The organism is Pseudomonas sp. 9_2_1 (assembly GCF_059295275.1).
Window position 1 is genome coordinate 3,646,184 of record NZ_CM181239.1, and the last position, 14,691, is coordinate 3,660,874.

General features: G+C 66.9%; 13 protein-coding genes. 3 read left to right on the forward strand and 10 right to left on the reverse strand.

All coding sequences use genetic code 11. The annotated features are described in order from the left end of the window. Positions 1-73: 73 nt before the first annotated feature. From AC5O5I_RS16425 to AC5O5I_RS16445, 5 genes are read right to left on the reverse strand one after another with little or no spacing between them, the layout of a single operon-like run. Positions 74-1,258, reverse strand: coding sequence for an acetyl-CoA C-acyltransferase (locus AC5O5I_RS16425; RefSeq protein ID WP_172221381.1), 1,185 nt, complete (start codon positions 1,256-1,258; stop codon positions 74-76). Positions 1,259-1,279: 21 nt separating this feature from the next. Further along, positions 1,280-1,714 (reverse strand): acyl-CoA thioesterase, encoded by a 435-nt coding sequence (locus AC5O5I_RS16430; RefSeq protein WP_172221384.1) that lies wholly within the window; start codon positions 1,712-1,714, stop codon positions 1,280-1,282. Positions 1,715-1,716: 2 nt separating this feature from the next. After that, complete coding sequence (locus AC5O5I_RS16435) at positions 1,717-2,880, reverse strand: iron-containing alcohol dehydrogenase (RefSeq protein WP_494511167.1); 1,164 nt, start codon at positions 2,878-2,880, stop codon at positions 1,717-1,719. 43 nt (positions 2,881-2,923) lie between these two features. Beyond that, a complete protein-coding gene (locus AC5O5I_RS16440) occupies positions 2,924-4,711 on the reverse strand; it encodes an acyl-CoA dehydrogenase C-terminal domain-containing protein (RefSeq protein ID WP_494511168.1) in 1,788 nt (595 codons plus the stop codon). Further along, the gene (locus AC5O5I_RS16445) at positions 4,708-5,946 is read right to left on the reverse strand and encodes a 3-hydroxyacyl-CoA dehydrogenase (RefSeq protein ID WP_494511169.1); all 1,239 of its coding nucleotides are present in this window, start codon (positions 5,944-5,946) and stop codon (positions 4,708-4,710) included. Before AC5O5I_RS16445 ends, AC5O5I_RS16440 begins: the two co-directional genes overlap by 4 nt. Positions 5,947-6,046: 100 nt before the next feature. On the opposite strand from AC5O5I_RS16445, the gene AC5O5I_RS16450 reads away from it, so the two are divergent. Together AC5O5I_RS16450 and AC5O5I_RS16455 are read left to right on the forward strand one after the other, a co-directional pair. Continuing rightward, positions 6,047-6,946, forward strand: a complete 900-nt coding sequence (locus tag AC5O5I_RS16450; RefSeq protein WP_172221396.1) for a LysR family transcriptional regulator — start codon at positions 6,047-6,049, stop codon at positions 6,944-6,946. 101 nt (positions 6,947-7,047) lie between these two features. Further along, positions 7,048-9,006 carry an alkyl/aryl-sulfatase gene (locus tag AC5O5I_RS16455; protein WP_494511170.1) on the forward strand — a complete coding sequence of 653 codons (1,959 nt, stop codon included), beginning with the start codon at positions 7,048-7,050 and terminating at the stop codon, positions 9,004-9,006. Between the two features lie 18 nt (positions 9,007-9,024). On the opposite strand, the gene AC5O5I_RS16460 is transcribed toward AC5O5I_RS16455, so the two are convergent. Genes AC5O5I_RS16460 through AC5O5I_RS16470 form a run of 3 tightly spaced genes read right to left on the reverse strand, consistent with a single transcriptional unit; the run spans position 9,025 to position 11,053 of the window. Continuing rightward, positions 9,025-9,324, reverse strand: coding sequence for a DUF202 domain-containing protein (locus AC5O5I_RS16460; RefSeq protein ID WP_172221402.1), 300 nt, complete (start codon positions 9,322-9,324; stop codon positions 9,025-9,027). Then, positions 9,314-9,703 (reverse strand): YidH family protein, encoded by a 390-nt coding sequence (locus tag AC5O5I_RS16465; protein WP_172221405.1) that lies wholly within the window; start codon positions 9,701-9,703, stop codon positions 9,314-9,316. The genes AC5O5I_RS16460 and AC5O5I_RS16465 overlap by 11 nt, the downstream gene beginning before the upstream one ends. A 12-nt stretch (positions 9,704-9,715) precedes the next feature. Continuing rightward, positions 9,716-11,053: a DUF1329 domain-containing protein gene (locus AC5O5I_RS16470; RefSeq protein ID WP_494511171.1), complete on the reverse strand. Its 1,338-nt coding sequence runs from the start codon at positions 11,051-11,053 to the stop codon at positions 9,716-9,718. 150 nt (positions 11,054-11,203) lie between these two features. Between AC5O5I_RS16470 and AC5O5I_RS16475 the strand changes: the two genes are divergently transcribed. Next, complete coding sequence (locus AC5O5I_RS16475; RefSeq protein ID WP_172221411.1) at positions 11,204-12,166, forward strand: LysR family transcriptional regulator; 963 nt, start codon at positions 11,204-11,206, stop codon at positions 12,164-12,166. Here AC5O5I_RS16475 and AC5O5I_RS16480 read toward each other — a convergent pair. Then, positions 12,151-13,461 (reverse strand): MFS transporter, encoded by a 1,311-nt coding sequence (locus AC5O5I_RS16480; protein WP_172286783.1) that lies wholly within the window; start codon positions 13,459-13,461, stop codon positions 12,151-12,153. The two genes, AC5O5I_RS16475 and AC5O5I_RS16480, sit on opposite strands and share 16 nt — an antisense overlap. A gap of 64 nt (positions 13,462-13,525) precedes the next feature. Continuing rightward, positions 13,526-14,689: an acyl-CoA dehydrogenase family protein gene (locus AC5O5I_RS16485; RefSeq protein WP_172221417.1), complete on the reverse strand. Its 1,164-nt coding sequence runs from the start codon at positions 14,687-14,689 to the stop codon at positions 13,526-13,528. Positions 14,690-14,691: the final 2 nt, after the last annotated feature.

Here is a 14,691-nt window from a genome sequence, read left to right on the forward strand (position 1 = left end):
GGTTTGATTACGCTCACAAATAGCGTCTTCGGATCAATGCCATGCCGGTTCGTTATGGCTCCAAGGCGGTGCTTCAGAGCACTTCGAACAAGCCTGCCGCGCCCATCCCCCCGCCCACGCACATGCTCACCACCACGTAGCGAACCTTGCGTCGGCGGCCTTCGAGCAACGCATGCCCGACCATGCGCGCACCGCTCATGCCATAGGGGTGGCCGATGGCGATGGCGCCCCCGTTGACATTGAGCCGCGCCGGGTCGATGCCCAGGTGTTCGGCGCAATAGAGCACCTGGCAGGCGAATGCCTCGTTGATCTCCCACAAGCCGATGTCCTCGATCCGCAACGCGTGGCGCGCCAACAGGCGCGGTATCGCCAGCACCGGGCCGATGCCCATTTCCTCCGGGGCCAGGCCCACCACCGCCATGCCCCGGTACAGCCCCAGCGGCTGGCAGCCTGCGCGTGCCGCCCGGGCACCGCTCATCAGCACACAGGCGCTGGCACCATCGGACAACTGGCTGGCATTGCCCGCAGTCACGCAGCCGCCCTCGATCACCGGTTGCAGTGCCTCAAGGTCCGCCAGCCGGGTGTGCGGGCGGTTACCTTCGTCCTGGCTCAGGTGCACGCGCTCATGGGACTGGACGCCAGTGGCCTTGTCGACGACCTTGCGCTGCGCCGTGACTGCCACGATTTCATCAGCGAACAGCCCGGCCGCCTGCGCTGCCGCTGTGCGCTGCTGCGACAGCAAGGCGTAACGGTCCTGGGCGTGGCGGTCGATACCATAGCGTTTGGCGACGTGCTCGGCCGTGTGCAGCATGGGCATGTAGGCGTGCTCGCACAGGCGCCGCACCGTGGCGTCCTGGGCAGCATTGGCAGCCTGCATGTGCGCGTGCTGCACCAGGCTGATCTGCTCCTGCCCGGCCCCGACCACCACCTGCATGCCCTCGCCGCGGATCTGCTGAGCGCCGATGGCAATGGCCATCAGCCCTGAAGCGCATTGGCGGTCGATGGTCTGCCCGGCCACCGACTGCGGCAAGCCAGCCGCCAGGGCCGACAAGCGTGCCGGGTTGATGGCGGCGGTCCCGCTTTGCATGGCGGTGCCCAGCACCAGGTCCTCGACTTCGTCCGGTTCCACGCCGGCGCGCTCGACGGCGGCGCGGATGGCAATGGCGCTCATGCTGGGGGTGGTGAGGTCGTTGAACGCGCCGCGCCAAGCCTTGGCGATGGGCGTGCGCGCGGTAGATACGATGACGGCGTCTTGCATGAAACGGCTCTCCTTGGGCAGTTACACCGGCAGCAGGCTTTCGTAGGCGCTGCGCAATTTGGCGGGAATAGTGACCGGGCGGTTGTTCAGGCGATCGACGAACACATGAGTGAAACGGCCAGCGGCGCAGGCCTCGGGCTCGCCCTCGACGAACACGGCCAGGGCGTAGTGCACCGAACTGTTGCCCAACCGTTCGACGGCGATGCCCACCTCGATGCGTTGCGGGAAGGCGACGGCGGCAAAATAGTCGCAGGCAGACCCGGCCACGTAGGCCACCACCGGGTCGTGGTGGATATCAAGGCCGGCGTGCTCGATCAGCCAGGTATTCACGGCACTGTCGAAAAACCCGTAATAAACGACGTTGTTCACATGCCCATACAGGTCGTTGTCGTGCCAGCGCGTGGTGATCGGCTGGAAGTAGCGGTAGGCGCCGCGCAGCGGGCGTTCCCTGGCCATGTTCAAAACGCCGCCTGATAGAGGGCCAATGCGTCGTCGAGGGTGACCTTGCGCGGGTTGTTGACCAGCAACCGTTGCTGTTGCAGGGCATCCTCGGCCAGCAATGGCAGGCTGTGCCGCGGCACCCCGACATCTCGCAGCCGGCTGGGCAGGCCGCAGCGTGGCGCCAGCTGCTCCAGCTCATCGATGAACTGGTTACACAGATCATCCGGCTCGCCAGGCACCAGCCGATCGCCCAGCAGTGCCGGGGCCAGCGCGGCATAGTCGGCGAACGCTTCGCGACGGTTGAAGCGCATCACGTGGGGCAGCACCAGCGCATTGGCCAGCCCGTGCGGCACGTGGTAACGCGCACCCAACGGGTAGGCCAGCGCATGCACCGCCGCCACTGGCGCGTTGGCAAACGCCTGCCCGGCCAGGCAGGCGCCCAGCAGCATGGCCTGGCGCGCCGCCAGGTTGCCACCGTTGTGCACCGCCTGGTCGAGGTTGCCGGCCAGCAGCGCCAGCGCCTCACGGGCCAACAGGCTGGACAGCGGGTTGCGCTTGTACTGGCTGGTGGTGGCCTCGATGGCATGGACCATGGCATCGATCCCTGTAGCGGCGGTGATCGCCGGGGGCAGGCCCAGGGTGCGCTCGGCGTCGAGCAACGCCAGGTCGGGCAGCAACAGGGGGGAAATCACCGCCATCTTGGCCGCCTCGCCGGTGGTGACCACGGCCACGGGTGTGACCTCCGACCCCGTCCCGGCGGTGGTCGGCACCTGGATCAGCGGCAGGCGCTGGCCTTTGGCCTGGTCGATGCCGTAGACCGCCTCCAGGGTCTGATCACAGGCCGGGTGCGCCAGCAGCGCCACCAGCTTGGCGACATCCATGGAGCTGCCGCCACCGAAGCCGACGATCAGCTCGGCGCCGATATGCCGCGCCCGAGCGACGGCCGACAGCACACAGGCATGGCTGGGGTCGGCGCTGACCTCGCTGAAGATCGCCACGCTCAGGCGGGCCTGGGTGAACCCTGGCAGCAAGTCATCGAGCATGCCCAGGTTGACGATACCCGGGTCGGTCACGATCAGCACGCGGCGCACGCTGCGTTGCTGGCACAACTGCGCCAGACGCCCGGCGGCACCGGGTTCGCACAACAGATGGGGAGTGGTGGCAAAACTGAAAGGCTGCATGCTCATGTTCCTCTTGTTCTTGTGGGTGAACAGCTGGGCCATGTCAAAAGGCGAAGTGCGCTTCATCCAGGCTCATCAGGCACTGCGCGCCGCCGCGCAAGGCCTCGCAATGGGCGCTCGCGCGCGGCAACACCCGCCGCCAGTAAAAAGCTGCAGCCTGCAACTTGGCCTGGTAGAAGGCGTTGTCCTGGCTGCCTGCGGCCAAGGCCGAGCTGGCGGTTTCGGCAGCCCGCAGCCACAGTGCGGCCAGCAGCACGTAGCCCGAATAGGCGAGAAAATCCACCGATACCGCGCCGATTTCCTGCGGGTCGCAGCGGCAGGCGTCGAGCACCTCGGCGCTCAGGTTGCGCCATTCCTGCAGGCGCTGAGCAACCGCCTGGGCCATCCCGGCCAGCGCGTCTGCACGGCAGTTGCGTACCGCTTCAAGCAACTCATCGATCAGCAGGCGCAGCTGCTCGCCACCGTCGCCAAGCAGCTTGCGGCGAATCAGGTCCAACGCCTGGATGCCGTTGGTGCCCTCGTATAGCTGGGTGATGCGGCTGTCGCGCATGAGTTGCTCCATGCCCCATTCGCGGATGTAGCCATGCCCGCCGTACAGCTGCACGCCCAGGCTGGCAGTCTCCTGGCCGACATCGGTGAGGAAGGCCTTGACGATGGGGATCAGCAACGCCGCCCGGCGCCCGGCGGCCGCCTGCACTTCAGGCTGCAAGGCGCCGTGCTCCAGGTCCAGCGCTTGGGCAACAAAGGCCGCCAGCATGCGGCAGCCTTCGCTGAGGGTTTTCTGGGTAAGCAGCATGCGCCGCACGTCAGGGTGGCAGATGATCGGGTCGGCACTGCGTTCGGGCGCCACCGGCCCTGCCAGGCTGCGCGACTGCAAGCGCTCGCGGGCATAGGCCAGGCCACCCTGGAAGGCCGCCTCGGCGATGCCCAACCCCTGCAGGCCGACCTGGAAGCGCGCATCGTTCATCATGGTGAACATGCACGCCAGGCCCTGATTGGCCTCCCCCACCAGCCAGCCACGAGCGCCATCGAAATTCATCACGCAGGTCGCCGCGCCCTTGATGCCCATCTTGTGCTCGAGCGCGCCGCATTCGACCGCATTGCGCGGGCCCAGCCCTCCGCCTTCGATGCATTCGAACTTGGGCACCAGGAACAGGCTGATGCCACGCACACCGGCCGGCGCATCCGCCAGGCGCGCCAGCACCAGGTGGACGATGTTGTCGGTAAGGTCCTGGTCGCCGCCGCTGATGAAGATCTTGCTGCCGCTGATGCGGTAGCTGCCATCGCCCTGCGGCTCGGCACGGGTACGCAGCAGCGCCAGGTCGGTACCGGCCTGCGGCTCGGTCAGGCACATGGTGCCGGCCCATTCGCCGCTGACCAGCTTGCCCAGGTAATCGCGCTTGAGCGCTGCGCTGCCATGCCGGTGCAAGGCCAGCACGGCGCCCTCGGTCAGGCCGGAATAGATCCGAAACGACAGCGACGCGCCCATCAGCATTTCGTGAAAGCAGGCCGAAACCATTTGCGGCAGGCCCTGGCCGTCATGTTCCAGCGGGCCGGTCATGCCACCCCAGCCCTGCTCCACATACTGCCGGTAAGCCTGGCGAAAGCCATCCGGTGTACGCACGTTGCCTTGCTCCAGGCGGCAGCCCTGTTCATCGCCCTGGCGGTTGAGCGGCGCAACCACCTCGCTGGCAAAGCGTGCACCCTGCTCAAGAATGCCATCAATGGTTTCGCGGTCCAGCTCATTGCCCAGCCGGGCACAGTGCGCCGTCACATCGAACAGTTCGTGCAGCACGAAGTGCATGTCACGCTGGGGGGCTCGGTAGTTCATGCGCGGCCCTCGTGGACGTCGGCCAGCTGTTTGCGCTCTGCCACCAGGCGCATCAGCAACCCGGCCGGGCGCCAGTGCTCGCCGAACAGGCCTTGCAAGCGTTCCAGGCGTGCCAGCAGCAAGCCCAGCCCCTGCTGGTCGGCCCAGCGCATCGGCCCGCCGACCTCGTGCGGGAAGCCATAGCCATGCAGGTACACCCGGTCGATGTCAGCGCTGCAGCTGGCCACCGTTTCCTCGAGAATTTTCGCGCCCTCGTTGACCAGCGCCAGCAGGCAGCGCTCGTGGATTTCCGCGTCGTCGACCGCGCGCCGGTGCACCCCAAGGTCCTGAGCGACCTTGAGCACCAGCGCATCGACCTGGGGGTCGTGCACGGCTTCACGACTGCCGGGGGCATAACGGTAGTAACCCTGGCCGCTTTTCTGGCCGAAACGCCCCAGCGCGCACAGGGCATTGTCGACTTGTATCAACGGCGCATCCATGTCTTTAGCGGCCAGCTGGCGCGCACGCCACTCCAGGTCGATGCCGACCACGTCGTACATGCGAAACGGGCCCATGGCCATGCCGAACGCCTGCAGCGCCTCATCCACCTGCCGCGGCGTGGCGCCTTCGAGCAGCAGCTTGCGCGCCTCGGCCACATAGCTGGCGAGCATGCGGTTGCCGATGAAGCCCGGGCAGTTGCCGGCCACCACCACTTCCTTGCCCATGCGCTGCCCAAGGACCTGGGCCGCCTCGAGCACCGCAGGCGAAGTGCGCTCCCCGCGCACCACTTCCAACAGCTTCATCACATGGGCCGGGCTGAAGAAATGCAGCCCGAGCACCTGTTCGGGCCGGCGGGTGACGGCCGCGATCGCGTCGATGTCCAGTGCCGAGGTGTTGCTGGCCAGGATGGCGTCGGCCTTGAGTGTGCTGTCCAGGGTACGGAAGATGGCCTGCTTGAGCGCCAGGTTCTCGTACACCGCTTCGATCACCAGGTCGGCTTCGGCGAGGTCGTCATAGGCCGTTACCTGGCGCACCCGCGCCAGGCAAGCGTCGGCCTCGGCCTGATCGATACGACCCTTGGCCACCTGCTGTGCCCAGGTTTGCGCGATCATCGCCAGGCCGGCTTCGGTGGCGCGGGGGTCGTTGTCCAGCCACAGCACCGCAAGGCCTGCACGGGCCAGGCTGATGACGATGCCGCGGCCCATGGTCCCGGCGCCGATCACCGCCGCCTGCTGAACGTTGTAGGGAGTACTCACGGGTGACGCTCCTGATTCGAGGTGTGAAGGCATTGCCCTCACCCTAGTCAGGCGCCTACTATTTTTGAAATTCTCATTTTCCATCCCATGTATTTTTCGCATGAATATAGCCAACTTCGACCTCAACCTGCTGCGCGTCCTGGACATGCTGCTGCGTGAACAGAACGTGTCGCGCGCGGCCGAGCGCCTGGCGCTGACCCAGCCGACGGTGAGCAATGCGCTGGCGCGCCTGCGCGACCTGCTGGGCGACCCGCTGCTGGTGCGCGTGGGCCGGCGCATGCGCCCCACCCCACGCGCCTTGGCCCTGGAAGGCCCGATTCGCGCGGCATTACTACAGATCGAACAGACCCTTGGCGCCGGCGACAGCTTCGACCCGCAGCTCAGCCACCGCCAGCTGCGTATCGCGCTCACCGACTTCGCCGAACAGCTGTGCATGCCAAGGTTGCTGGCCACCTTGCAAACCCAGGCCCCGCACTTGCGCGTGGATGTGCTGCACCTGACGCCCAACCTGCCCGCCGAAGCCCTCGATCGCGGCGAACTCGACGTGGTGCTGGGGCGCTTCGATGAGGTGCCCGCGCGCTACGAGCGGCGCCACTGGCGCAGCGAAACCCTGCAAGTGGCGGTGCGCCAGGGCCACCCCGATGTGGATGGCACCCTCGACCTTCAGGCGTTTCTCGCCCTGCGCCACCTGTGGGTGCACGGCGGCCAGACCCGTGGCATGGTCGACCAGTGGCTGGGGGAACAGGGCCTGGCCCGGCGCATCGTCTACACCACGCCCAATTACCTGCAGGCCGCGCACCTGGCCGCAAGCTCCGATCTGTGCGTGGTGCTGCCCACCGCCCTGGCTCGCCATTTCGCCCGGCTGCTGCCGCTGCAGGTATTGGACCTGCCGTTCGCCCTGGAGCCCTTCCAGCTGGAGCTGGTGTACCTCGCCCATCGCCAGCACGACCCGGCACTGGCCTGGCTGGTGGCGCGCATCATGGACATCGGTGCCGGCTGAGCCATCGCATTTGTGGATGGGTGGCCATGCAAGAGTGGTATTGGTTCGCCAGTGAGCTCTGTCCTTAGAGTGTTCGCCCTCAGAACAACAAGGACCACCCCATGCGCCTACGCACACTGCCCTGCCTGCTGGCCCTCGCCCTGCCCTACGCGGCGCTGGCCGACGGGCCGGCCAAGGACGCCAGCGACCTCACCCGTCAGAGCAATCAGCAATGGTTGCAGCACCTGCCCTTCGAAGACCGCAGCGACTTCGACAATGCGCGCCGCGGGCTGCTCGAAGCCGTCGAGCAGCCCGTGGTCAATGCCAACGGCAAAACCGTCTGGGACCTGCAGCGCTATGCCTTCCTGAAAGGCGAGGCACCGGCCACGGTCAACCCGAGCCTGTGGCGCATTGCCCAGCTCAACACCTTTGCCGGGTTGTTCAAGGTTAGCGAAGGCATCTATCAGGTGCGCGGCCTGGACCTGGCCAACATGACCTTGATCGAAGGCGAGCACGGCCTGATCGTGATGGACCCGCTGCTGTCGGTGGAAACCGCCAGGGCCGGGTTGGCCATGTACTTTCGCCATCGCCCGCAGCGGCCGGTGGTGGCGGTGATCTATACCCACCCGCACGTCGATCATTTCGGGGGTGTGCGTGGGGTGATCGACGAGGCCGACGTCAAGGCCGGCAAGGTGCAGGTCATCGCCCCGCAGGGCTTCTTCGAACATGCCGTCAGCGAAAACGTGCTGGCCGGGCCGGCAATGAAGCGCCGGGCGCAGTACATGTACGGCGCACCACTGCCACGCGGGCCACGCGGCCAGGTGGATGCCGGCCTGGGCAAGGGTGTGCCGGCCAATGCCACGGTTAGCCTGATTGCCCCGACCCGGCTGATCGAACAGCCCTTCGAGACCCTGCGCATCGACGGTGTCGACATCGAGTTTCAGCTTACCCCTGGCACCGAAGCGCCTGCTGAAATGAACCTGTGGTTCCCCCAGTTCAAGGCCTTGTGCATGGCCGAGAACGCCTCCCACGTGCAGCACAACGTGCTGACCCTGCGCGGCGCCCAGGTGCGCGATGCCAAGGTGTGGGCGCACTACCTCGACCAGTCGCTGTTGCGCTATGGCGAGCAGGCCGAAGTGGTGTTTGCCCAGCACCACTGGCCGACCTGGGGCGGGGCGGCGATCCGCGACTACCTGGCTGATCAGCGCGACATGTACGCCTTCATCGACAGCCAGACCCTGCGCCTGATCAACCGCGGCCTTGGCCCCACCGAGATCGCCGCCGAGCTGACCACCTTGCCGCCACGGCTGGCAAGCAAATGGTACAGCCGCGACTACTACGGCTCGCTCAGCCACAACGTGCGTGCGGTGTATCAGCGCTACATGGGCTTTTACGACGGCAACCCGGCAACCCTCAACCCGTTGCCGCCGAGCGAGGCCGGCACGCATTACGTCAAGGCCCTGGGCGGCGCCGAGCGGGTGCTGACCCTGGCCCGTGAGGCCTACGGCAGCGGTGATTACCGTTGGGTTGCCGAGCTCACCCGGCACCTGGTGTTCGCCCAGCCCGACAACAGCGCAGCGCGCGAGCTGCAGGCCGACGCCCTGGAGCAACTGGGCTACCAGAGCGAGAACGCCACCTGGCGCAACGCCTACCTGACCGGTGCGCAAGAGCTGCGCAACGGTGTGGCGCCGGCCGCCAGCAAAGGCGGCAGCGCGGACGACCTGGTACGCGCCCTGACCCCGACGCTGTTCTTCGATTACCTGGGCGTACGCGTGGATGCTGCCAAGGCCGCCGAACAGGACCTGACCATCAACTGGCACTTCACCGACCTGAACGAAGACTACGCCCTGACCCTGCGCAACGGCGTGCTCACCCACCGCGACCACACCCGCCACGGGCAGGCGGATGTCGAGGTGAAAATGAGCAAGGCTACCCTGGACCGCATCGCCCTGAAGCAGACCGGCTTTCTCAAGGAAGCGACCGTGGGTGATATCGACATCAGTGGCGAGCGCATGAAATTCATGCGCTTCATGGCAGGGCTGGACGAGCCGGACGGGCGCTTCAATATCGTCACCCCCTGAATCACCCACAGCGCCGCCCTAAAGCGAGCGGCGCAACCACACGCTGAGCACCAGGCCCGCCACTCCCAGGGCACAAAGCAGCACGCTCCAGGCGGCCGCGTGGCCCTGCTCGCGGTGCAACATGCCCAGCCCTCGGCGGTATACCCCGCGCTCACGAGCCCGGCCCAGCAGCGCTAGCAGCGCCGCCATACCGGCCACCATCCACATTTCGCCACGCCAGGCGATGCACGCTACCAGCAGCAGCGACACCTGCGTGCGCCGCCAGGCCAGCACCGTACGTTCGGCCTGCAGCCCAGTATCCCTGGTGCTATCCGCCATGCCAACGCGCCCATAGCACGCCGACCAGCGCCACGCAGGCAAGCCCGCACGCCACGCTCAGCAGCGGCACCAGGCGCGGCAGCGGCAGCGGCGCCTCGCGGCGCAATGCGCGCTCCACCGCCAACCAGCGCCAGCCGGCGCCCAGGCTCACCAGCAAACTGGTGGCCAGCAACGCCAGTTCCATCGCCACGCGCCCAGATGGCGGCCAGGCATGGGCAGCGAAGGTTTCGATGGCGATTGCGCCGCCGAGCAAGGCCAGGGCGGTGCGGATCCAGGCAAGAAAGGTGCGCTCATTGGCCAGGGTAAAACGCGGATCGGGCGCCTTGCCCTGCCCCAGCAACCAGCGCTCCCAAAGGGTATGACGGTGATCGGAATTCATGAGAGCCCTGTGTCAACGCAGCCCTTGGCTGCGCAATGCGCCGGGGGAGAAGTAGGAAGCACTGGTGCGCACGTCGAAGGCGTACGGCCTTGGCTGCTCGTTGGTCAGGCCAGACAGCTGGTAGCGGCCACTGCGCAGGTCGTAGATCGCCTCCATAGCGTTGACCAGCGCCTGCCCGGTCACGTGGTAATAGCTGTGGGCCTGGGCGGTACGCCACACCTGGCCCTTGTGGTCAAAGAAGTCCGCCTCAAGGATGGCCCAGCTGTCCTCGTCCAGGTAATAGCGGCGGCTGGCGTACAGATGCTTCGCCCCAGGCTTGAGGGTACCCACCACTTCCCACACCCGGTGCAGCTCGTAGCGGGTGGTTTGCGGGTTGACGTGCCCCGGCCCGATCAGCGCGGCATAACCGAGCAGGGGCGAAGCCAGGCGATAGCTGTTGTACGGCACATGCAGGGCCTTCTTGCCCACCAAGGTCCACTGGTAGAGGTCCGGGGCGCCGTTGAACATGTCGCGGCTGTCGGCGGTGCGCAGGCCGGCCGTGCCCGGGGTGATGCTGTCATAGGCCAGCGCCGGGGCGCGCCGCACCCGCCGCTGGCTGCTGCTGTACAGCCACGAGAGACGCGGCTGGGCCACCTGATCGAGGGTTTCGTGCAGCACCACAGCATCGCCCGCCAGGCGCGACGGCGCGGTCATGCGGTAACTCAGGTAATACAGCACGTTGCCCGCTTGGCCGCCTTCCAGAACGTCGGGGCGGGCGAAGTTCTGTTGCAGGCTCATCGTCGCGAAGCGGCCATCGCCACGCGGGGTGATGCTGTCCGAAGCCAGGCGGTAACTGCCGTTGCGCGGTCGGGTGAGGTGGTTCCACAGCACCTGCAGGCCATTCTCGGGCTTGGGGAAAGCCACTACACCGGCAAAGCCCTCCACGCCGTTGCCGTCGTTGACCAGCCGGGCGTTGGCCGCATTGTGCCGGGCCCACTCGCCCACGGGTGGCGGCACCGCGACACTGCGATGGGAGGGATACACCGGCAGGCGGAACGACTGGGGGTAACGCTGCATCAAGGCCACCTGCCCCGCCGTCAGCTGCTCCCGGTACTGGGTGTAGTTGTTGGCGGTGATCACATACAGCGGCTGCTCATCGGCGTACGGGTCCAGCGGGGTGCCGTTGACCGCCAGCGACACTTGCCGCGCCTGCAGGCCGCCGTTCCAGGCCGGTATGCGTCCGTCGCTGCCGGGCCCGCGTTCGGCCCCCACCGGCGTCAAGTCTGCGGACAGTGGCATGGCCTCCGCGTACAGGCTCAGCAGGCTGGCGTTGACAAACAGGAAGATGCGCAGCAGGGAAAATGGTTTCATCGGGCTTGGCCTCTTGTTGTTGTGGTGTCCGGGCCGGGCTTGCCTTGGCACGCCCTTTCGGGGTGATACTAGGAGCCGCGCTTCGAACCCCACAAATAACGTGTTCGGATACGTGCCATATCAGTTCGGCATACCCTTGGAACCGCTCCGATGACCCTGAAACAGCTCCGCTACCTGATCGCCATCGTCGAAGCCGGCAGCTTCTCTTCTGCTTCACGTCGCGCCTACATTGCCCAGCCGGCGTTGAGCCGGCAGATCAGCTTGCTGGAAAGTGAGCTGGAGATGCAGCTGCTCGACCGCCAGCACGATGGCATTGCCCTGACCGATGCCGGGCGCCAGCTCTATGAAGTGGCCCGGCAGGTGGTGCAGAAACTCGACTCGGTGAAAGATGAGCTGAAATCCAGCCGCGGCGACCCCAAGGGCCACGTGGCCATTTCCATCCCGGCCACGGCCGCCGACCTGCTGCTGCCAGAAATCGTCATGCGCGCCGAACAGCGCTTCCCCGGCGTGACGCTGACCGTGTGGGACGGCCTCAGCCGTGAAGGCGGCCAGGCCATCGAGCTGGGCAAGGTGGACTTCGGTGTGGTGCCCAATGCCGAGGAACTCGACCATGTGGAGGCCGAGCCGATCTTCACCGAAGCGCTGTACTGGGTCGGCGCATCAGCCCCTGGCACCCCCGACACCATCACCCTCGCCGAAGCCGCCGCCACCCGGCTGGTGCTGCCGCCCAGGACACTGCACCTGCGCCGACGCATCGAGCAAGCCGCCATGGAAGCCGCCGTACCCCTGGCCGCAGCCTACGAGCAGCAATCGGCGCCCGGCATCGCCAGCCTGGTGCGCGCCGGCCTGGCGGCGACCATCAGCAACTGGCCGCCGCTGAGCGTACTGCTCGAACCCACGGCGGCGCGGCGCATCGTCGAACCGCGCATCAGCCGCACCATCGCCTTGGCGCACTCCCAGCACAAACCCCTGTCGTTCGCTGCCGGTTGCCTGCGCGACCTGGTGCGCAGCGTGCTGATCGACCTGGTCAGCAGCGGCCGCTGGCGGGGCGAACTGATCGGCAAGGATGCCGAGCCGCTGGAGTCGGGGCTCGGCGCTCAGCTGGCGGTCTGAGCGCGCGCCTGCCCGCCAGTTGCAGCCGACTGGCGCAGGCGCTGCTGGGTACGCTGCGGGTTCAAGGTGGCCAGGCCCACCAGCCCGGCCACCACCAGCACCGCGCCGCACACCAGGAAGCCCTGGGCATACCCCGCCGGGTGTTCGCTACCCGCACCTTGTACCAGCAAACCGGTCACCACCGGCGCTGCCAACCCGGCCAGCGAGGCGATGCCGTTGCCCATGGCGAGGATGCCGCCGCGCTGGGCCGCCGGTGTGAACTCGGCGAGCATCGCCGGGCCCACGGAATACATCACCAGCGCCAGGCCACCACTCAATGTCAGCGCGGCGACCCTTGCGGCCGTGCTCAAGCCAGGCAGCATCAGCGAAGCCGACAACAGCCCGCCCAGTATCAGGCACACCGAAACGAACACGCCGCGAGCCACCCGTGACGGCACGCCGCGACGCATCAGGCGCTGGGAGAACCAGGCCAGCAGCAGGCTCAGCGGCGTGGTCACGACCACGAACATGATGAATATGCGCCCGGTCTGCAGCGGGTCGATACCCAGGCCCACCTGCAGGTAACTGGGCACCCAGGTCAGGGTGAGGGCCAGCGACCAGTTGGCGGCGAAGTGGCACAGGTAGTTGCCCATCACGCTGGGGTCACCCAGCAGCCTGCGATAGGGGATAGCCGGTTCGTCGGCCTTGAGCTGGCTGGCACGCAGGCGCTCGAGGGTGCCCTCCTGGCCCAGCCGCCACCACAGCAGGCACCAGACCAGACCGATCAGCGCAAGGATGATGAAATTGGTGCGCCAGCCGTAATGCAGGCTGACCCAGGGGATCATCGCCCCCGCCACCAGAAGGCCCATGGCACTGCCGGCATGCAGCAGGGCCACCGGCAGGTTGCGCCGGTCGTTGGGGAACCACTTGTACAGTGCATGGGTGGCGACCGGCGATGCCGGCCCCTCCCCGATGCCCAGCAGCACCCGGCAGGCGACGATGGCCCACAGTGAGGTGGCGAACAACATCGGCAGCTGGATCAGCGCCCAGAACAGGCCCATGCCCAGCAGCAAGGTGCGGGTGGGGCGCCGGTTGGCCATGAAGCCACCGACCACGGCGGAGATCGCGAAAAACCAATGCAAGGCGCCGCCGATCAAGCCGAACTCGGTGGCCGTCAGGCCCAGTTCGGCGCTCATCGGCACCGCCACCAGGCCGATCACCACCTTGTCGAGAAAGTTGACCAGCATCAGCAGGGCCAGCAACGCGGCCACCAGCCAGGCGGTACGGGGGTTGGGCAGGGAAGAATCCGCAGTCATGGCGAGTACTCTTGTTATTGTTGTGAGGTGTTGCAAAAAGGCCGCCGCAAGGGCGGCCCGTCGTTCAGGCAGGCATCAGCACGCCTTTGGCGATGGTGTTGCGCTGAATCTCACTGGTGCCGGTCAGGATACGCATCATCCGCGTGGCGCGGAAAATCCACTCCACCGGGTGGCCCTGCATCAGCCCGGCGCCGCCGTGCACCTGCACCGCCTTGTCGGCGATGCGGAAGGCTGCCTCGGAGACGAACAGCTTGCACATCGGCGCCTGGGTGCGGATATCGCCCCCGGCGTCGTTCACCTGGGCCGTGGCGTAGACCATGCTGCGCGCAGCGTGCAGCTCGGTGGCCATGTCGGCGATCATGTGGTTGACCGCCTGGAACATGGCGATTGGCTGGCCGAACTGCTTGCGGCTGCGTGCATGCTCGATAGACAGCTCCAGGGCCAGGCCGGCCATCCCTAGCAGGGTGGGGCAATGCAGCAAGCGGTTGAGGGTAATGCGTCCCATGGCCAGTTTGAACCCCTGCCCCTCCTCCCCGATCAGGTTGGCCGCCGGCACGCGCACCTGATCGAGCACGATGTCGCCATGGGCACCGCCACCGGACATCACCGAGTAATCGCTGTCAATTCGCACACCCAGGGCATTGAGGTCGACGAAGAAGGCCGAAATACCCTGTGCGCCCTTGCCCGGCCCGGTCACCGCCAGCAGCACTGCCAGGTCGGCGTAGGTGGCACCAGAGATGTAACGCTTGGTGCCGCTGAGCACATAGTGGTCGCCGTCGCGGCGGGCCTGGGTAGTAATGGCGGTGGCATCGGAGCCGGCCTCGGCTTCGGTCAGGGCAAAGCACACGGCCTTTTCAGCGCGGCACACCGGCTTGAGGAAGGTCTCGACCTGGTAGGGGCTGGCCACCTTGAACAGGTGGCCGACCCGCGGCGGCCCCGACAGCTCGCCCAACACGTGTGCGGCGAGCATGGAGCCTGTCAGCACCGTGGCCTCCTTGACCGCGCACAGGTCGGCCACGTTCAGGCCGGCCCCACCCATGCTTTCGGGCAGCATGATGGTGTACAGGCCCTGCTCGCTGGAAAGTTTCCACACTTGCCGCAGCACCGGCTGGGGGTGCGGGCGCGCCCAGTCCAGCTGTGCCTGCTGCTCTAGCGGGCGTACCTGATCGCGGACGAAACCCTCGATCGCTTCGATGATCTGCGCAGCCTTTGCACTGGGTTGATACATGG